This is a genomic window from Belliella alkalica, assembly GCF_022549785.1.
Lineage (GTDB): Bacteria > Bacteroidota > Bacteroidia > Cytophagales > Cyclobacteriaceae > Belliella > Belliella alkalica.
Window position 1 is genome coordinate 159,030 of sequence record NZ_JAKZGO010000009.1, and the last position, 19,933, is coordinate 178,962.

Genomic DNA, 19,933 nt, shown 5'->3' on the forward strand with positions numbered 1-19,933 from the left:
CAAAAAGTAACAAAAAGATCAAGACGGAGATATCCTATCCACGCTACAGGCCACCGCTGGCCCGGATCTCCGTCATCCCGCCCGCATCAGGCGGTTTGTAGTAGAAGAGGAAGGTAAAAAGTTGTTATTATTACCTTATTTTTTTTTAAGCCTCTTAAATGGGACTTTTTTTGTTTTTACCTTGAAAAATACCAAGTAGTTGGTATTTTATGTTAGATGGGGATTTGGTAGGTTTGATGGTCGGGGAGATATATCATCATTATAGTTGATAGTATGCCAAAAAAGGATAATATCTACAATATTGAAAATAGAAAGACTTACTTACAAGGTTGTAAAAAATGAAAACTTGGATAAAAAAAAATAAGTTTAGTATTATAATTTCACTAGTTTTTTTTGTTATTTTCTATTTTTTCGAAAAAGAAAATAGAAGTTACTACTCTTATATAATTCTTTATTTCGGCCTATATACTTTTTCTAGTATACTACCTGATTGGATTGTATTAAAACAAGTTAAAAAATTGATAGCTATACCAGCTGTATTACTGTTGTTAATTGGCCCTTTAATTCAAGTATTTATCTTTATAATGTATGCACTAGTTATACCTTTTGTGACTATAGCATTGATCTTTGAATTTTTCCCAGAGTACTTGTTTGGAATTGATTTAAACTACTCTACTAATCTTTATTTAGTTTTAATCACAGGAACAATTTTCACAACTCTATTCGTTGAAAAAATAATGCTAAAAATCAATCGAAGTCTAAACTATGACAAACCTGAGAAAAGGAAGAAATCACAAATGGAATTAGCTCTAACTTTAGTAAATACAGAACGAATTAGATTTTTAATATACACTTTGTTTTTTTGTTATTTAATAGTATTTTCAATTTCTAGACTTGGTAATTTTGAAATTTTCGATACACCTATGGTTAATTATTCCATATTTTATTCATTTGTAACGTTTATTGCATTTGAAAGAGTAATAACTAATTTGAAATTAATGAGATTTAGTCCAAAAAAGTTTTTTGACAAACTATTAAATACTTGGGAAAAACATGATTATTTTAAAAATGTTGACGAAAAAAGCCAGTAGGTATGGACAGGCTCTCCCCAACTATATCCCCCAGCCTGCCTGTCAAAAAGGGAGGCGAGCTCAGTTGAAATTCGTTCCCATCTGCATCAGATTGTCAGACTTAAAAACATTTTTTTCTTTGAAAAACACCCAGTAGTTGGTATTTTTTGTTAAGATCGGAATGGTTATGTTTGGAGATAATTATGATATATCAGCAACACTTATGCGTATAGAACAAACTGTTAGCGGTCAGCTTAAAAGACCACGCAAATAGAAACAATATGCCAATACAAAGAACAAGACAACGAGTTAGAGAATTTCAGGAGTCAATCACCAGAGAGTTGACTTTAACGAAGGACAGAGTTGAATTTTTAATTGGTAACGCTAATTGGGGTGTCGTAGGAAGTTATAAGGAAGCTATTTTAAGAAAAACAATTTCTCAATTTTTACCTACCAATCTTAACATTGGGACGGGATTTATCATTGGAAATCCAGACCATTTCAATGGACAAAACGAACAAATATCAAGTCAGCTTGACATAATTATTTACGAAGATAAATCACCCGTAATCTTTAAAGAAGGGGATTTCGTAATCATCACTGAAAGTGCAGTTAGGGCGGTTATAGAGGTAAAAACAAAAGTTATAAATTATAGTAACACAACAACGAACGGTCAAGACAACGCACTAAATAAAATTATTGAAAAGATAAATCGATTAAGAGAATTTGAAACTTTTAACCCAATCGGAGTTCATAGGAAAAAGTTTGTCGGGATTTTTTCATATGACCACGAACAAGATTTTTCAAATGAAAGAGTTGACGAAGCATTAAGAATTTCAAATGGTTTAGTAAATCATATTTCACTTGGACCAAACAAATTTATACGGTATTGGGAAAATACTGACCGTCTAGATCCAAGACCAGTCTTTCAGGGTCGTTGCTACATTAGATACAATTTGACAGACCTTTCTTTCTCCTATTTTATTTCAAACCTACTTCATATTGTTGCTGACGAAGACCCAGTTGAAAGATATTGGTTTTCGTTTCCAATAGAAGGAACAAAAGAAAGATATAGAGCTGAACCAAGACCAATAATTGAATTACAATGAAAGACGACATTAGATTTAAACTTGACAAAATAGCTGATATATGGAATTACTTCATATGGGACTATTGCTTCTGTTCAAGTAAAATTAAATTTAATGATGATGTTAAAACAAACTACTTCGGTGATATCTTAGGTTATTTTCAAGATACACTTGATATTGTTTTTGAAACTAAAAGGTTATCAAATGAATACAGCGAGAAATTTTCGCATACAATAAGTTTTTTACAAGCGATTTATATACAACAAGATTTTGTAGAAGAGTTATTGGGCATTTTCAGAACATCAATAGACAAAGGACATCTTAAAAATGACCACCTGTATTCAATCAACAGAGATTTAAGAAATGAACTTATTGGACATCCAATCAGAAAATTTGAAGGAAAACTAATTTCATCAACATTGTTTAGTTACCAAGCGAATGAAGGGGAGATTCAGTATTTAAGGTATCATACAGATAATAAATTTCAATCCGAGAAAAAAACATACTCAATTGAAGATATTCAACAAAGACACAAGGAATTTTTAGAAAAATACTTTGAAATTATCCTTCAAAAGTTAAGGACTATCCTTGATGAATTTGTTTCCGAATTAGAAAAATTAGAAAAAGTAATTATCAACCGGGATTTTTCAACGGTATTAAAACTTGTGGAGTTATACTTTGAAGCCATCTTCGAGAATGATTATTTATATGACAAAGAATCATTGCTGAAAATTTACGCCAGAAAAGATGAGCACCAGAGATATCATAACTTAATAGACAGATTTTATAAAGACCTAAAATCCGCAATTGCTGACAAAAAGAAATTTGTAACTGAAATATACGAGCGTGAAAAGATTGATTATTCTCAAATCAGTAATGTAGAATTACCACAAATAGATTTTTTATTCACGGACTCAACAATAACCAAGACTTCTAAAGAAGAACAAAAAACTACTTATCACTATGAAATTGGCAAAATTGCAACAAAACGAAATGCAATGGACTTTGACTTTTTTGCTGGACTTTTAAGAAGTAAATGCGAAAACAACGAATTGGTATTAAACGAATTAAACCATATGGAAAATAATATTTACAATGAAATTGAATATTATACATCACTTAGGCTAATATGTGCAGAACTGAGCGAAGAATAAAAAGCCGAACCGCTAATATTTAGCCCACTAGCCAAAATCCCTGATTGATGCATTCATCTATCAGAGATTTTGGTTAGTGGCTGTTGACAGACATCCGCAAGGTGAAGAGCTTACTAGGTGGAATAGTATGCTGGCTGGTGGATTTTAGGAAGTGGTTGTTTTAGTTGTTGGTTGCATTTTTTTTTGGGGGGGGGGCGGGTGCTTTGGTTTGGATATGGTCTAACCTAATACTGGGGTGTTGCATTTTCGGTATGTCCTGGATCCAACCCTTGATTTCTTAGATCTTGTAAGTGGATCAAGCAGGTGCGGGATTTGGGTTGATAGGTTTTAGGAAAGAAAGTTGGAGCTTTAGATTATTCCATAGTATAATTCAATGACCCTGTTTAGTCCAACTATGATTTAGATGCAGTCTTGATATTTCTATTTATAATGGTGGTTTTTTTGAGTAGATTGCGGCCAAAACACTTCACGTTTTCCATCAATATAAAAACAAATACACTGAAGCACAATTAGTTTTAGTCACAGCCTAATACTAGAACAAAAAGCAAGGGGTCTTTAATTTTGCTTTTGCAAAACAAATACGAAGAAAAGCTGTAGAGCAATTAATACAAAAGGAATAAAACAATAAATGAAAACCGACAAGATTAAGTTATCCCAATTGGAAAGTTTCTTAATGAAGGCTGCCGATATTTTGAGGGGTAAAATGGATGCATCCGAATACAAAGAATTTATTTTTGGGATGCTGTTTCTGAAAAGAATGTCTGATGTATTTGATCAAAAGAAAGAGCATTATAGAAAAGAATACAAACATTTAGATTCTGAAACTCTCAGCGAAATACTCGAAGACAAACTGACTTATGGCGACACCTTCTATGTGCCGCCAAGAGCACGTTGGAATGAAGGCTTTTCGGATGAAAATGGAGTCCCGCAGCCACCTATAAAGCACCTGCAACACAATATTGCTCAAATGCTTAACAAGGCCTTAGACGCAATTGAAGAAGCCAACACCGACACACTTTCTGGTATTTTCAAAGGCAGGATCAATTTCAATAAAGAGGTGGACGGTAAGCAAATTGTAAAAAATACCGACCTCAAAAGAATGATTGACCACTTCAATCAGTTCCCCAATCTGGTCAATGAAAATTTTGAATTCCCTGACCTTTTGGGTGCAGCTTATGAATACCTACTCAAACACTTCGCAGATGAAAGCGGCAAAAAAGGCGGTCAATTCTATACACCTAACCAAGTGGTGCGTTTACTGGTTCAGTTGATGAAACCAGAAGCGGGAATGTCTATTTATGACCCGACGGTTGGGTCTGGAGGTATGTTGATTCAAGCACATCAATATATCGAAGAACATGGACAAAATTCCAACGACTTAGAACTGTTTGGGCAAGAGAACGACCCTACTGTAGTTGCTATTTGTAAGATGAATATAATCTTGCACAACATCACCAAATACAACATTGAGTATGGCGACACGTTGGAAGAACCGCTGAATGAAAGAGACGGACAAATTATCCAGTTCGACCGGGTAATTGCAAATCCTCCATTTTCGCAGAATTATAATCGGGCGACCATGCAATACCCAGCTCGATTTAGCTATGGTTTTGCTCCCGAAACGGGCAAGAAGGGCGATTTGATGTTTGTACAACACATGCTGGCAAGCTGCAAACGCACAGGCAAAGTTGTGGTAGTAATGCCGCACGGTGTGCTGTTCCGTGGTGGCAAGGAAAAAGAAATCCGTGAGAACATGCTCAAGGCAGATGTACTGGAAGGCATCATCAGTTTGCCCCCACAATTGTTTTACGGCACGGGTATTCCTGCCTGTGTGATGGTGTTCAACAAGAGTAAACCCGACAGTCTGAAAAACAAGGTATTTATCATAAATGCCGACAAGGACTATGCGGAAGGGAAAAAGCAAAATACCCTTCGCCCGGAAGATGTAGAGAAGATTGATTATGTCTTCACCAACAAAATTGAAGAAGGCAATTACTCCAAATTGGTGGATTTGGAAACTATTGCCCAAAACGACTACACACTGAATATCCGAAGGTATGTGGATAATACGCCTCTGCCTGAACCCGAGGATGTAAAAGCCCATTTGATAGGTGGTGTGCCTATTAGTGAAATTGAAGAAGTGCAAAACACCTTAGCACCCAAGTTCGATTTTGACGGCTACCAACTCTTCAAGAAAAAAAACGATCAGTACAAAGATTTTGCGATCACCGAGAAATCTGAAATCAAAAAAACTATTGAAGATGATCAAAACGTCATTGATACCTTGATCGAATTGGGGCTTCATTTAGCTGATTGGTGGCAATTGGCCAAAGAAGATTTTTCTACCCTTGCTCCAAAAAAGAAAGAACCTGAAGAAGACGTGGTTGCTGAACCAATGGGCATATATCTCCGATTGGGTGGCGACAGATTCCCGAAAGTGCGGAAAGAACTGCTCGATTCCATCAAAGAAAAATTTGTGCCTGTAGGTGTGTTGGACAAGTTCCAAGTGGCAGGTGTGTTTGTAAACTGGTGGGACAACATTAAGTACGACCTCAAGACCATTATGCAAAACGGCTGGGATGCCGGACTGATACCTGACGAATACCTGATCGGTGAATTTTTCAAAAGCGAAAAAGCCGAAACCGAGCAGGTAGAAATGGAACAAGCCGACTTTGAAAGCCAACTGGAAGAAGCCGTAGAAGAAGCCCTGAATCTAGTGGAGTATGAAGCAGACGAAGAAGAAGGTGAAGTAAAACAAACACCTGCTCTTGCCAAAAGTGAACTGGGCAAAATGATTGATTTCTACAGCGAAGAAAAGAAACAACCTGAAAAAGCGAAGCCCTTCCATGACCAGGAAACCAAAATAAAAGACTTCGAAAAATCCATTAAGGATTGCAAAGCCAAGCTCAAGGAAAAGCAAGCAGAACTAGACCTGAAAATAGAACTGAAACGCTACGGCAGTGATGATGTAAAAGAGGAAAGCAATGCCCTGCTTACCGCTACCAAAAGAGAGATAGCCAAACTGGACACAGACATTGAGCATCTTATACAGCACTTCAAACCCGACTTAAAAGATACCATCGATTACGCCAACATCAAGAAATCCGTAACCGCTTTGGAAAAATCTCTCAAAGGAAATTATGATGAAAATGCCATGCTGAAATTGTCCCAAGTGCTGGAAGCCCAAAAACAGTTTAAGGAAATTACCAAGGCTTACAATGCAAGGGTAAAAGACAGTGGCATACTGCAAAGTAAGCTCAAAAGCATTGATGCCCTATTGGAAGAAATTGGAGGTATGATTACTACCGAAGAAAGCCAAAAACTGATTCTGAAAAAGCATTTCGACATCATCAACGACCAACTGCAACGCTACCTCAATGCCGAAAAGCGGGCACTGATAGCCGCCTACGAAAACCTCTTTGATAAATACTACACCTCTGGCCAAGCCATAGAGCAAAAGCGGGAAAGGACTATGGCAGAGCTGAATGATTTTCTCACCCAACTAAACTATTTGAGCTAATGGAAGAAAATCAACTGCATGTTCCGAATGGGTGGGATGAATATTGTTTGGGAAATATTTTAAATTATGAACAGCCATATAAATATACCGTTGATTCAACAGACTATAATGATAAGTCAGGTATTCCTGTTTTGACTGCTGGTAAATCCTTTATTCTTGGATATACCACCGAACTACATGATGTTTACCAAAACACACCTGTTATCATTTTTGATGATTTCACAACAGACAGCAAGTTTGTTGATTTTCCTTTTAAGGTAAAGTCTTCAGCAATGAAGTTCTTAAAGCCTAAAAATCCTGACGAGTTTGATATCAAAATAATTTTTGGGTATTTACAGAACTTAAAAATTCGAGAGACTGGGGGCGACCATAAAAGACGCTGGATTTCTGAGTTCAGTAAGTTGAAGGTTATCTTGCCACCATTTTCCGAACAAACCACAATAGCCCGCATCCTTTCCAAAGTAGATGAAGCCATCGCCCAAACCGAGCAACTTATCGCCAAATACACTCGCATCAAAACGGGCCTGATGCAGGACTTGCTCACCAAAGGCATAGACGAATACGGCAAAATCCGCAGCGAACAAACCCACGAGTTTAAAGATAGTCCGCTAGGGAGAATTCCGAAGGAGTGGGAGTGTAATACTCTTATTTCATTCTGCGAAAAAATTCAAGATGGCACTCATTTTTCACCAAAAACTGATTCAAATGGTGCGTACAAGTATATAACATCAAAGAATATCAGAATGGGGCATTTGGATTTGACAAATCTCGAACATATCAATAATGATGCTCATAAAAAGATTTACAGAAGATGCTCGGTTAAATATAACGACGTGTTGCTTACCAAAGATGGGGCAAGTACTGGGAATATTTGTTTGAATCCATTAGATGAAGAGTTCAGTCTATTATCGAGTGTTGCATTAATAAGAGGTAAAAAAGGAAAGTTGTTGAACGAGTATATTGTTCAATTCTTTATGGAAGAAAGCGGTCAGAAATCTTTGGTTGACCAAATGTCTGGCAATGCAATAACTCGAATTACTTTGACAAAAATAAACAACACACAAATTAAGGTTCCTCTATTTGATGAACAGCAAAGGATTGTTCAGAACCTTAAATCTAAGGAAAACTTAATAATTAATGAAAGGATAAAACTCTCCAAACTCCAATCCCTCAAAGCGGGCTTAATGCAAGATTTATTAAGTGGTAAGGTGCGGGTAAACCACCTCATTAAAGAAACAGCAACAACATGAAAACAGAAAGACAAATAGCGGAGCAAATTTTTGATTCATTCCGAAAGGCTCAATGTAAGGCAGGACATATTGTGATGATGCGCAATATCCAGTTCGGAATTATTGACAAGCTGAATCCAAAAGAAAAAGAGATTTTTCATACGGTTTTTAATGGTCTAATCTCTACCGGGTATTTCACCTATGAAAAAGAAAGTCCCGAATCAATAAGACTTACTGAAAAAGGATACGATTACATCTATGATGAAGAAAAAGTTAAGTCAATGCTAAAACTGCCATGGGTTTTTCCTGACATTATAAAACCTGATTGGGATAAAGCTTTCAATAAGCTATGGAAAGTAATAGGTCCAAAGGAAACAGCCCAATTTTACCTCACTGGTGGCCAATTTTATAAACTCATCTTTGAACTTGTTGATGATCTGCCTCCAAACAATCAGAAATTCATTGAAGCTAGAAAAAATAAAAATCTATCAACGCACCGAGCCGACTATTATCAAGATCTTGTGGAGCATTTGGACGAAGAACAACGAAAAACGCTTTACGCCAACATTCAAATATCTTTAGAAAGCCATATTTTCACAAGTAATAGTCAATTAGAATCCTTTGATTTTAAAGATCCTTGGGAAGAAGGTATTCTTCCGAAAGAGAGTGTTGCCCAAAAGGTCGAAGTAGAAGAATCACAGATTGTTGCTACATCTGACGAGTCGCCAATAGTATTTATCTCTTATTCATGGGATACACCAGAGCATGAAGATTGGGTTTTAGAGATGGCTACCAAACTGCGGAAAAACGGAGTTGATGTTATTCTCGATAAGTGGGACTTGGGCCCTTTAGGAAAACCTCTTCCCCATTTTATGGAAAATGCAGTGCGTAAAGCAAAAAGAGTTATTTGCGTCATGACACCCAACTACAAATTGAAAACAGACAGTCTAACTGGTGGTGTTGGATATGAATATTCAATTATTTCAGCAGAAATTTTTTCTGATATTCAAACATCTAAGTTTATCCCACTTATAAGAACTGGTCCCAATGATAAGGCTATCCCATCGTCACTTGCAGGGAGAAAATATATAGATATGAAAGATGGAGTAATTTCCAATGAAAAGATGGAAGAACTCTTGAGAGATATTTACGAAGAGCCCAAATTCAAAAAGCCACCTCTTGGCCAGAAACCAAAATTTAAATAGCATAGAATGAAAAACTGGATAAACAAGGCTATTGCTTACTTGGAAAAGTCTTTGGGAAAGGTACCTACTGAGCTGAACGAAATCGATTGGAAGGAAGACCTTTCGCCCAAAAACGATAAGCTCTGCCAACACATTTCTGCTTTTGCCAATATGCCAGGTGGCGGTTTTTTGGTGTTTGGGATTAACAATAGGTCTGCAAGTGTGATAGGAATAGACAAAGCCAAAGCAGATAATATCATTGAGAGGCTGGCGTCACTTTGCAGGGATGGTGTAAATCCCCTAGTGAAAATTGACCACAGTATTGAGACATTCATGGAAAAGGAACTGCTATTTATTTATATTCAGGAAAGTGCCATCAAGCCTGTACATCTGATACACAAAACCATTGAAGATAGCTTTATCCGTAGCGGAGGCACTACCCGTAGAGCATCAAGACAAGAAGTTGGGGCATTGATGCTCAATAGCAAATCTCCGACTTGGGAAGAGCTGCATGCTTCAAAACTCCTGACCGAGCTGGAAGTGATTACCCTCTTGGAGTACGATAAGATTTTGGAGCTCTTAGGCAAACCTGTCCCATCCAAAATTGAAGAAATTATGCAATGGATGGTTGATGAAAAAATGCTGGTAGATGTGGATGGTAAAGGTTATTACATCACCAATTTTGGAGCAATTGCAGCAGCTAAAGACCTCAATAAATTTGATGGCTTGGTACGAAAAGTTGTGCGTTTGATCAAATATGAGGGTAAAAATAAGGCTGGTGCGAGCAAGGAATATCCTGGCAGAAAGGGTTATGCCGTCGGTTTTGAGTCACTTATCAACTTTGTTCAAGGCTTGCTACAAGACAGTGAAATAATTAAAAATGCACTAAGGGTAAATACCGCTATCTATCCAGAGCAAGCCCTTCGTGAATTGATAGCCAATATTTTGATTCATCAGGATTTCAATATTAGGGGTACGGGCCCCATGATAGAGATCTTTGAAGATAGGATAGTATTCAGTAATCCGGGGAAATTGTTGCCTTCCAAAAAAATCGACAGGCTGATCCGGACAACTCCTGAGTCTAGAAATGAAATTTTAGCATCGGCTTTTAGAAGATACAATATATGTGAAGAAAGGGGTTCTGGGTTTGAGAAAGCAGTGATTGCAATTGAACTGTTTGGATTGCCACCTCTGAAGTTTGAAGAGCTTGAAAATTCCTTTAAAGTCACCATGTACGCACCAAAAAAATATGCAGATATGACTAGTGTTGAGCGGATAGAAGCCTGTTACCAACACAGTATTATCGAGTATTACGGAAATGGAGGCTTTAGCAATACAAGCCTGAGAAAAAGGTTTGGTATGCATGAAAAGCAGGCCTCTCAGATTTCATTGTTGATCAAAGAAGCAATGGAAGCAGGAAAAATAAAGCCAAAGGATCCTGAAAATGTATCCAAGAAATTCAGTTTGTACATACCCTATTGGGCATAGGGTTTTATTTTATTAGCATATGGAAAAAATTCATAATGAATTGATTTACAGAGAGTTTTTATTTAATTGGAAAACGGAAATTCCTTTTTCTTTATTTAACCATGACAATTCATTTTACATTAACTTACTGATTTTCAATTACTTTTTATTTAATTAGAAAATGGAAAAGTCAATTTCTAACTACAAGAATTATGATCCTAAGCAATGACAGTAAATACAGAGGTAACCTTGGCAATGCCCTTAAGCTTGACGAATACAGCCACGTTGAAAAACCATTTTTAGAGCAACTGGCTGGTTTAGGTTGGGAAGTGTTGGAACTAAAAATGCAGCAAGAGCCAAGACAAAGTTTTCGCTCTTCGTTTTCTGAAGTTGTGCTCAAACCCAAGCTGAGGGAAGCCTTGGTGAAAATCAATCCTTTTCTCAATGGTGCTCAGGTGGATGAACTGGAGCGCAAAATCACCACTTTTCAAAAAAACAGCTTACTAGAGAACAACCAACAGGTATTACACTACTTGCTTGAAAACACAACCGTATCGAAAAACGAGCAAACAGGTGAACTCAGCCCAACAGTACGGTTTATAGATTTTGAAAATTTAGAGAACAACAGCTTTATAGCCATTTCGCAGTTCAAAGTAAGTGTTACGGGTACAGACCACCACATCATTCCCGATATGGTGTTGTTTATAAATGGTTTGCCCGTAGTGGTGGTAGAAGCAAAATCATCAAAAGTAAAAGAACCCATCCCAGAAGCCATTGACCAACTGATGCGCTACTCCGAGCAGCGAGGCGACACAGGAGAAGGCAACAAAGAGCTCTTTTACTACAATCAGATTTTGGTAACTACTTGTCGCACCGAAGCAAAGTTCGGCACCATCACCACCCGCATAGAAAAACACTTTTACCGCTGGACAGATCCATATCCCAAAACAGTCAATGATTTATCACACGGTCAATCCTCACCCAATGACCAACAGCGATTAGTGGCGGGCATGCTCGACCGCAGAAAMCTGCTCGACATCATCCGGGKGTTTACTGTTTTTGCCACCAATGACAAAGGGCAAAAAATAAAAATCGTGGGCAGATACCAACAGTTTCGTGCCGTCAAGATTGCCACGCAACGCTTGATTGAAGGAAAAAACCCTTTGGAACGAGGAGGCATCATTTGGCACACACAAGGTTCTGGCAAATCGCTTACAATGATGTTTATGGTGAGAGAAATGAAACTGCGCCCCGAACTGATGTCTTGGAAAATTGTTTTCGTAACCGACCGTACACAATTAGAAGAACAACTTTCTGAAACAGGGCAAAGCATTGGCTTTAATATCAAGACAGCCAATTTTATCAACCCCAAAAACCCGCCCAACGGACGAAGTTTAAAGGAGCTGTTGAGTAATGACAACTCCGATTTGGTGATGGCCATGATTCACAAGTTTCAGGAAAACGGAGATTTGACAGGTTTAGAAATCTTCCCTGAGCTGAATAAAAGCCACAATATTTTGGTGATGACAGATGAAGCCCATCGATCGCAGTATTCGCTATTGGCAGCCAATCTTGATCGTGCAATGCCAAACGCAACTTCTATCGGCTTTACAGGAACACCTACTGCTAAAACTGAAAAGAAATACAAAGACTATATTGACAAGTATACCATGCGTCAGGCCATAGATGATGGCGTTACGCTGGAAATTGTCTATGAAGGCTTTACACACAACGCCGAAGTAGAAGACAAGAAAGGGATGGACGATAAGTTTGCGGATGTATTCAGCGACTATCAACTCACTGAACGCTTGCAGATTTTGGGCTTTGGCTCCCGTGATGCCTATCTAGACAGTATGAGTACCATAATGGACAAAGCCAAAAGCATGGTGAACCATTATGTAGAACATATTTTTTCGGGTGGCTTCAAAGCACAGATTGTAGCCAATTCCAGGATTGCAGCCGTGCGCTACAAAGCTGCGATAGATGCGGCACTCAAAGCCAAAATTGCTGAGCTGGAAGTGGACAATCCAATGCTGGTGGATATCAGTACGCTTAAACTGCTGGAAACCGCAGTAGTGATTTCGGGTAGCCACAATGACGAACTCGAAATAAAAGCCTATACCAATGGCGAATACCATAAAAAGAGCATCAAACGCTTTAAATTGCCTTTTGGTAAGACAGACGAAGAAGACAAAAATCTAAACGGAAATGTGGGTATTGTCATCGTCAACAATATGCTGCTCACAGGCTTTGATGCCCCCATTGAGCAGGTAATGTATCTGGACAGGGTGATTGTAGCCCATAACCTTTTACAGACCATAGCAAGGGTTAACCGTGTTGGCCCAGAAGGCAAAGACAAGGGATTTGTGGTGGACTATGTAGGTGTAGGTCATCACCTCAAAAGGGCATTGGATGTATATGCTGAAAAAGAATTGCAGGAAATTGTGGATTGCATTTCAGACGATGATGCTGAGCTAAACGATTTGATAAAAGCCCATCAAGACATTTGGAACTTCTTGAAAGTATATGGCTTGGAAGATCTCACAGATTCAGATGCCTTCTTTGATGTGTTTTATGATGAAGATATCCGCTTTGAATATATCAAGTTATACAATACCCTGACAAGTTGTTTTAATACAGTTTTGCCACGCAAGGAAGCTCTTGAGTTTTTTAAAGACTGGAAATCCTTCACAGAAATTAACGCCTTGGCAAACAAACATTTTCGTGATGGCAGGTTTAGTATGAAAGGCATTCCGCCTAAGTTGCGGACCATTGCAGATAAGTATTTAATCTCCAAAGGCATTGAGCAAAAAGTCGCTCCCATCTCAATCATTGCAGATGACTTTTTCAATAAAGTTGTGGCTACAAAAAAACGTGAGAAGACAAAGGCTGCTGGAGTAGAACATGCCATTCGTCACTTTATTGATTTGAATATTGATGAAGACCCTGAGTTGTTCGCATCTTTTGCCCAATCTTTAGAAGAAATACTGCAAAATTTCAAAGGAAACTGGAAGCAGATTTATGAAGAGTTAGAAAAGCTTCGAGAGAAAATCAAGAATAGAGAGAAGGAAGAAACCTACGGCTTAGACCGTAAAAAGCAGATGCCCTTCTTCCGCATTTTCAAAGCCGAATTGTTTGACAATCGGGATTTTACAGAAGATGAAATTGCTAGGAATGTAAATCTGACGCAACATATTTTCAATTTGGTTGCTACCGAAATAAAACTGACAGGCTTTTGGGACTCCACCCCTGCACAATTGAAGTTAAAAGCGGAATTGCAAAAGATGTTACTATCGCCCGAATTCAAAGATCTGCCCAATATCATCATCAAGCGAAATGAAATCATTTCGAGAATAATGGAACTTGCTAAAACCAATCATTTCAAAATAGTGAACGAGTAATGGTTATTGAGTATCAGATAAAATATTCCAATCGTAAAACTCTCAATATTTCTGTTGAAAGAGATCGAAGTATTGTCGTTCGCGCTCCTCACTACCTCACTCCTGAGAAGATTGACAAAATGGTTCAATCCAAACGACAATGGATTAAAGAGAAACTAAACCATGCACAAAAATATCCATTGATAACGGAGACCAAAGAATTTGTAAGTGGTGAAACACTGATGTATTTGGGCAAAAACTATCAGTTACTAGTGGTAGATGAAGAGTTTGAAGGAATAGAGTTTGATCAGCGATTCAAAATCTCAAGAGCCAATCAGCCCAAAGCGAATGAATTATTCAAAAAATGGTATTTGAAACAAGCCTTGATAAAAATTGAACCTTTAGCCACCAAATACGCCAAGAATTTAGGTGTAAAATACAATCAATTCAAGACATCCGAAATGAAATACAGATGGGGTTCCTGTACACCTGCAAATAATATCATTTTCAATTGGCGCATCATCAAAGCCCCAATGTATGTGTTGGAATATTTGGTAGCTCACGAATTAGTTCATCTAATTGAGAACAACCACACACCAAGATTTTGGAACATTCTTTCCATTCAAGTACCAAACTACGAAAAGGCAAAGAACTGGTTAAAGAAAAATGGACAGCTTTTAGAAGTAGATTTTTAAAGAAAATATAATAGAAACGCCATTACTTCAGAGTCACACACAACTTGTTCCGTCCCTTGCGATTTTCTTGTCTCACCAGCCCACGCTAAAATCTAAGCTTGTCGGCAACGTGTGTCAGTCCAACCGCACGACTAAAACAGTCGATAAAGTACACAGAAGCTGTAATGAGTAGACAGCAGTGATAAATAACTCACAGTTTGCCTACTCCAAGGCATACATAAGCACACCCAACTACCGATAGCATCAGCATACTGGATTGCCCCATCTGAACAATAGTTCTGTTTTTTATGGAATGGTTTCAAAAACTGCTAACAATAATCAGATGGCAGGAAAACCAATACCAATGAGTCAGATAAAGGTATCCACCTGATCCATTTCAGGTCTTATTAAAAGTTTACTATTCGTAAAGTTGTATTATGAAAAGTTTAGTGACGAAGAATATTATAAGCTGATTTGTAATTGGCAGGAATCAAGAGAAAGCAAAGCCTCTTTTGCAGCCCAGATGGGTATTGCAAAAGCTTCATTTTTTATTGGTGTTCTTTCCATCTAATGGTTTAGATTAAGAGATACCATTTTACTCAAAAATGCCATTAAATATTTTTATTGGCATTTTTGAGTATTTCTGTAAAATGCCATTATACTTGTATAATTGGCAATAATAAGTGATTTTATGATTTGCTAAAAAAAATTAAATACTGGCAAAATTGATTTATGTCTAAAATCATTGACCATCAAATATCAAAGCGTTTTAAAGGAAAAGGACATTTCGGTCGAGAGGCCCTTAGTTCCTTTTTGACTGGTTTAGACCCTGAAATAACCGAAAGTGCCTTAACCTGGAGAATCCATGATTTGGTCAAACGGAAAGTGGTTGACCAAGTTAAGTTGGGTGTTTTTATTATTTCCAACAAAGAATCCTACAAACCATATATATCTGAGAAACTGGGTCGCTTATCCAAAATTGTAGCCAAGGATTTCGATGAATTGGAATATTGCCTTTGGAGTACCGAGTGGCTCAATGATTTTACCCAACACCAATTGGGAAGCTTCTTTTATATTCTGGAGGTGGAAAAGGACTTTGTAGAGGAAGTATTCAATGCATATTCAGAATCTAGGCAATACAGAGTGTACTTGGATCCCAAAGAAGAGATCATGCAGCGCTACGTGGAAAGCGAAATTTCTATTGTCATCAAACCGCTAATCAGCCGTTCGCCAAAACAAAAAGTTGATGTAAAGGAGAGATCCAAGGATAAAATCTATGTGCCCACCTTGGAGAAAATATTGATTGATGTGTATAGCGATGCGGTAACCTTTTACACCGTACAGGGAAGTGAAATGCATGCACTGTTTGAAAATGCCTTAAAACATTATCAAATCAATTTCACCAAACTCATCAGCTACGCTAGAAGAAGAAATAAAGAAGAACAAATTAAAGGTTACTTAGAAAACAACTTTGATGAACTTGTTAAAGATATTTTAGGATGATAAAAGCACATTGTTTTACCAAAGAATGGATCAGGTTTTAAACAAGTTTGAAGGTTTTTTGATAGCCGAGAACTTCAAAATTGAGGATGCCATACTTGCAGCTGGTAAAGCTGCCTACCTAGCCAGACGATTAAAGAACCAAGACGTTTCAGCATTAGAAAAATTTAACGGCCAGGACATCAGTAAGCTGGAAATATCGGGTGAGCTAAACTTTCTAAACAAGCTTAAAAAGTCGAGAGACAAAGCAGCTTTTTTCTATTGGTACAAGGAGTTGAATTAAAACAGTAGATTAGGGAACAATAATTTCAACCACAAAGCAAATTGAATAAAAACTGTATTCACCTATCTATCATACACTTGTCCATTATTAAAAAGCCCAAATCAATGCTGAATAAGTATTTTTCTTTCTTCTTTTTCACCATCATTTAATATATGAAGTACGTAAATCCCTGACCGGAGATGGTCAGTTTTGAATAGGATTTGCCCATCAGCACTATATCCCTCTAACTTCGGATTGCCATCTTGGTCAAATAGCGTTGCCGAAAAATTTGGAATTACTGTCTCCATATCATTCTGAGTACTCTGAAACTCCATCTTTCCAACTATCATAAACTCATCATCAACTGGGTTGGGATAAACAGAAAATGCAAATGGAGAAGCACAGCCTATGGACTGATCCCAGACTTCAAAAAACCAAGCTCCCTGATATCCACATTCAGTTTGTACAAATAGCTCTATTGTCTGTGGAAAAGATTCATATGGGGGTATATAAATCATAGCTTGATTAGGGTGAGGATTTGATACAGGGGTCACGCTCCAACCGGAGGGTACATTCCAATCATAATTAAGTATAGATATATCACCATTGTATTGTACGGTGTATAAATAATTACCATAACACACCAAGTCATCACCTATTATCTGTAGGTCATTTTCTGAAATCCCTCCTACTGATACATCTTTAGAAATCTCGATTGATCCACATGTGGAAACAATTGTGGCTGTTAAGGTGATACTCCCAAAGTTGCCACCTAGCCATGTTACGGTTGGAGAATCACTATTATTAGAAAAGCTTACTGCTCCAGAAGGCGTAGAACTCCAAGATATTGAAGACCCTAAAGGAACGTTATTGACTATAAAATCTTCTGAAGAAGAACAAAGAAAGTCGGGACCGGAGATGGTGGGTAAAAGAGTTGTATTGGTGGCCATGGCATTGGTATTGTTAGGATCCAACCATGGAGCCAAACTATTTGCCGCATTTCTTCCAGGAAGAAAATCCCCATTATTATCCCTTCCCCACGAAATGTCAAAACGACCAAATTGACCACGCCTATTATCACAAAAGTCATTGTTTGTATTTAAATAATCTCCATGCAATTGACCAACAACTTGATGATTTTGATTAAAAATTGGTGAACCGGATGAACCTGGCTGTACAGTACTAGGATCGATTCCAATCCCTGGACTATCGAAAATGGCCTGCCAATGTGTGTTAGGTGGGCATTCAACTACTGGGTTACCAAAAATGTCCCTAACCCACGTAGTCCAGATTGGTACATTAGTAAGGTTATCATTTTCTAAAGATATTTTTTTCACATCTCCATTAGGATGATGTATAGCTACTCCAGAAGTTGCCTCAACATTTGCCCTAGACCAACCAGCATAAGTGACTTCTCTGCTAGGGCTTGAATTCAATTCAAGTAAAGCAAAGTATGATGGTTGAAAAGCTGAACTAAAAATAGATCCGTTAATCTATTGAAATGAAATACCATCAATTCCATTGCAACTAGGGCTTTCATACATAAACCTAAACACCCAGTTATTTACTTGATTTCTTTCAATCTCCGTTAGTTCACCATTTTGATTTGTATCAAGGCAATGGAAAGCCGTCAAGAAATTATTTGTGAAATCGTTACATGTATTATTCAATAAAACTCCTGAGCAGAAACGTTGGCCACTATCCAATAATAACATTGCGACTGAATTTCCATCTTGCCTCCATTGAGACCCTTCTGGACATGCAATATCTCTGTTGCAAGGGGCAGATTGATCAAATCCTGAAAAAGTGTTTATATATCCATGAACTACCTTTTCTATATTGATTGCCGATTCTCCTGAATCTTTGCCTATTATCTTGACCTCAATAATTATCCCGTCTCCTTTAATCAAGTCAGTCCAAAAAACACTGTTTTCGGGATTGTGGTCGTGTTTCACTGGGCCATAGATCATTGAACCATCCATACTGTAAATCTTTAAACTTGCATTTTCTGACAAATAAAAATTATCGAATATTAAATTAAGGCTATGAGCATCACTGGAAGTTATGCTGTAGTAATGTATTACGGTGTCCTGTCTCACTTCTTTCACAGACAGTTTGAAAAAATCAATATTAACGTCAATAGCTTTTCCAAATCTAAATGGTCTACCAGATACCTTTTCCTCTAAATCCTCAATAAGTAATTCATCAGTGTTTATTCTGGGGACTTTATAATTTGGGATATTTCGAATGTCAATTGCTTGGTTTTCCAACGGGGAAACACTTCCAGACGGAAATATTTGACTGTTAATCTGAGCCTTAGCGGGAGCCACAAAAAGGTAAAACAAAATTATAGGTATTACAAGTATTGATTTACCCACTGTTTTAAATATTATAAACATGGTATTGTTGAAATATTGAAAATAGTAATAAAGGATGATGGTTCACAAATATCGAATTCTTTCCGGGGGTATCCTCCGAGTTTATATTGGAAATAAAATACGTTACCGTCTAATATGAATTTTTCAATTTCCTCCCTATTGTCTATTGTTGATAGGAATATAGTGTCAATACTTGCCACTACAGAATTGGTGTATTCTTTTGAATCGAACATACCTTCCCAATTTTTGCCGATATCACTTTCATTCATTATTTCCACTACTACCCCTTCACAGTATGAGCCGATATACCTTCCTTTTATACAGGAATTGTCAATATTTTCTATATCCTTTTCCATACAACCTGCTATACAAAACAAGATTGATAATAAAGTGTGGATTAGTGCTCTTAGGTCCATGGTTATTTCAGCATTTAATTAATATGTCAGTTTTCAATAAAATCAATCCCTCTTGCCATCCGCCATTCAGCGGCTAGAACAAGACCATTCCCATCATAAACATCCACTTGGTATTGTAAATCTTTAAAGTTTCCATTTTCATTTTGTTGAAACTTGTTATTCATTATTATAAAGTTAACCCCATTGTTTACTTCCAATTAAATCGCTTTGCTTTATATAAAACTGATAATTACCAGGCTATTTGGTTTACCGGACAGAGTTGTTTAACTAATTTTTATAATAAACTAACATTTGACCAATTTCCACTAATCATTCTAAACTTTCTTTGTAATACCAACTTTTATTCCCCTACTACATTATCTTCTAGATCCAAAACTGTTTCCACCGGACTACTCTTCCTATCATTGGGGACAGCTATTATTTGACAAAAAGCTATCATATGTTTTTATAAAAACACCAAACCGATGTCCCAACTTATTTCTGGCTGAATCCTTTTACTTTTCAATTTGACAAAATGAATTTTAAACCCTGCTCTTGAAAACTAAGCCCTATGTCAAAGACGACATCAATAATAAATATGTCTCAATTTAATAAATAGTTTTCAAAAAATA

Annotated in this window: 14 protein-coding genes and 1 pseudogene; 11 read left to right on the forward strand and 4 right to left on the reverse strand. The window is 37.2% G+C overall.

Annotated features, from left to right (window positions below; genetic code table 11):
- Nucleotides 1-338 precede the first annotated feature (338 nt).
- The 11 genes from MM213_RS12585 to MM213_RS12635 all read left to right on the forward strand — a co-directional run bounded on the left by MM213_RS12585 (nucleotide 339) and on the right by MM213_RS12635 (nucleotide 16,549).
- Nucleotides 339-1,091, forward strand: coding sequence for a hypothetical protein (locus MM213_RS12585; RefSeq protein ID WP_241412736.1), 753 nt, complete (start codon nucleotides 339-341; stop codon nucleotides 1,089-1,091).
- A 260-nt stretch (nucleotides 1,092-1,351) separates the two neighbouring features.
- Nucleotides 1,352-2,179: a DUF6602 domain-containing protein gene (locus tag MM213_RS12590; protein ID WP_241412737.1), complete on the forward strand. Its 828-nt coding sequence runs from the start codon at nucleotides 1,352-1,354 to the stop codon at nucleotides 2,177-2,179.
- Complete coding sequence (locus MM213_RS12595) at nucleotides 2,176-3,312, forward strand: hypothetical protein (protein WP_241412738.1); 1,137 nt, start codon at nucleotides 2,176-2,178, stop codon at nucleotides 3,310-3,312. Before MM213_RS12590 ends, MM213_RS12595 begins: the two co-directional genes overlap by 4 nt.
- A 628-nt stretch (nucleotides 3,313-3,940) precedes the next feature.
- Complete coding sequence (locus MM213_RS12600) at nucleotides 3,941-6,832, forward strand: N-6 DNA methylase (RefSeq protein ID WP_255806958.1); 2,892 nt, start codon at nucleotides 3,941-3,943, stop codon at nucleotides 6,830-6,832.
- A complete protein-coding gene (locus tag MM213_RS12605; RefSeq protein WP_241412740.1) occupies nucleotides 6,832-8,082 on the forward strand; it encodes a restriction endonuclease subunit S in 1,251 nt (416 codons plus the stop codon). Before MM213_RS12600 ends, MM213_RS12605 begins: the two co-directional genes overlap by 1 nt.
- Nucleotides 8,079-9,266: a toll/interleukin-1 receptor domain-containing protein gene (locus tag MM213_RS12610; protein WP_241412741.1), complete on the forward strand. Its 1,188-nt coding sequence runs from the start codon at nucleotides 8,079-8,081 to the stop codon at nucleotides 9,264-9,266. Before MM213_RS12605 ends, MM213_RS12610 begins: the two co-directional genes overlap by 4 nt.
- A gap of 6 nt (nucleotides 9,267-9,272) precedes the next feature.
- The gene (locus MM213_RS12615; RefSeq protein ID WP_241412742.1) at nucleotides 9,273-10,733 is read left to right on the forward strand and encodes an ATP-binding protein; all 1,461 of its coding nucleotides are present in this window, start codon (nucleotides 9,273-9,275) and stop codon (nucleotides 10,731-10,733) included.
- Nucleotides 10,734-10,924: 191 nt separating this feature from the next.
- The gene (locus tag MM213_RS12620; protein ID WP_241412743.1) at nucleotides 10,925-14,113 is read left to right on the forward strand and encodes a type I restriction endonuclease subunit R; all 3,189 of its coding nucleotides are present in this window, start codon (nucleotides 10,925-10,927) and stop codon (nucleotides 14,111-14,113) included.
- On the forward strand, nucleotides 14,113-14,787 hold the full coding sequence (locus MM213_RS12625; RefSeq protein ID WP_241412744.1) for a M48 family metallopeptidase: 675 nt from the start codon (nucleotides 14,113-14,115) through the stop codon (nucleotides 14,785-14,787). Before MM213_RS12620 ends, MM213_RS12625 begins: the two co-directional genes overlap by 1 nt.
- 711 nt (nucleotides 14,788-15,498) lie before the next feature.
- Nucleotides 15,499-16,269 carry a DUF6577 family protein gene (locus MM213_RS12630; RefSeq protein WP_241412745.1) on the forward strand — a complete coding sequence of 257 codons (771 nt, stop codon included), beginning with the start codon at nucleotides 15,499-15,501 and terminating at the stop codon, nucleotides 16,267-16,269.
- A gap of 25 nt (nucleotides 16,270-16,294) precedes the next feature.
- Nucleotides 16,295-16,549 (forward strand): hypothetical protein, encoded by a 255-nt coding sequence (locus MM213_RS12635; RefSeq protein WP_241412746.1) that lies wholly within the window; start codon nucleotides 16,295-16,297, stop codon nucleotides 16,547-16,549.
- A gap of 101 nt (nucleotides 16,550-16,650) precedes the next feature.
- On the opposite strand, the gene MM213_RS21120 is transcribed toward MM213_RS12635, so the two are convergent.
- From MM213_RS21120 to MM213_RS12655, 4 genes and pseudogenes are all read right to left on the reverse strand, one after another.
- Nucleotides 16,651-17,478, reverse strand: a complete 828-nt coding sequence (locus MM213_RS21120) for a T9SS type A sorting domain-containing protein (RefSeq protein WP_500790162.1) — start codon at nucleotides 17,476-17,478, stop codon at nucleotides 16,651-16,653.
- Between the two features lie 171 nt (nucleotides 17,479-17,649).
- Nucleotides 17,650-18,927 (reverse strand): annotated as a pseudogene (locus MM213_RS12645) (trypsin-like serine peptidase); the annotation flags it as partial.
- On the reverse strand, nucleotides 18,918-19,322 hold the full coding sequence (locus tag MM213_RS12650) for a hypothetical protein (RefSeq protein WP_241412749.1): 405 nt from the start codon (nucleotides 19,320-19,322) through the stop codon (nucleotides 18,918-18,920). The pseudogene MM213_RS12645 and the gene MM213_RS12650, both read right to left, overlap by 10 nt.
- Nucleotides 19,323-19,348: 26 nt before the next feature.
- A complete protein-coding gene (locus MM213_RS12655) occupies nucleotides 19,349-19,486 on the reverse strand; it encodes a hypothetical protein (RefSeq protein WP_241412750.1) in 138 nt (45 codons plus the stop codon).
- Nucleotides 19,487-19,933 lie beyond the last annotated feature (447 nt).

Excerpts from the sequence above, each read along its gene's own strand:
- MM213_RS12635 (WP_241412746.1), top strand. The coding sequence starts at position 16,295 with ATGGATCAGGTTTTAAACAAGTTTGAAGGTTTTTTGATAGCCGAGAAC.
- MM213_RS12650 (WP_241412749.1), bottom strand. The coding sequence starts at position 19,322 with ATGGACCTAAGAGCACTAATCCACACTTTATTATCAATCTTGTTTTGT.
- MM213_RS12590 (WP_241412737.1), top strand. The coding sequence starts at position 1,352 with ATGCCAATACAAAGAACAAGACAACGAGTTAGAGAATTTCAGGAGTCA.
- MM213_RS12585 (WP_241412736.1), top strand. The coding sequence starts at position 339 with ATGAAAACTTGGATAAAAAAAAATAAGTTTAGTATTATAATTTCACTA.
- MM213_RS12610 (WP_241412741.1), top strand. The coding sequence starts at position 8,079 with ATGAAAACAGAAAGACAAATAGCGGAGCAAATTTTTGATTCATTCCGA.
- MM213_RS12655 (WP_241412750.1), bottom strand. The coding sequence starts at position 19,486 with ATGAATAACAAGTTTCAACAAAATGAAAATGGAAACTTTAAAGATTTA.
- MM213_RS21120 (WP_500790162.1), bottom strand. The coding sequence starts at position 17,478 with ATGGCCACCAATACAACTCTTTTACCCACCATCTCCGGTCCCGACTTT.
- MM213_RS12615 (WP_241412742.1), top strand. The coding sequence starts at position 9,273 with ATGAAAAACTGGATAAACAAGGCTATTGCTTACTTGGAAAAGTCTTTG.
- MM213_RS12630 (WP_241412745.1), top strand. The coding sequence starts at position 15,499 with ATGTCTAAAATCATTGACCATCAAATATCAAAGCGTTTTAAAGGAAAA.
- MM213_RS12625 (WP_241412744.1), top strand. The coding sequence starts at position 14,113 with ATGGTTATTGAGTATCAGATAAAATATTCCAATCGTAAAACTCTCAAT.
- MM213_RS12595 (WP_241412738.1), top strand. The coding sequence starts at position 2,176 with ATGAAAGACGACATTAGATTTAAACTTGACAAAATAGCTGATATATGG.
- MM213_RS12600 (WP_255806958.1), top strand. The coding sequence starts at position 3,941 with ATGAAAACCGACAAGATTAAGTTATCCCAATTGGAAAGTTTCTTAATG.
- MM213_RS12605 (WP_241412740.1), top strand. The coding sequence starts at position 6,832 with ATGGAAGAAAATCAACTGCATGTTCCGAATGGGTGGGATGAATATTGT.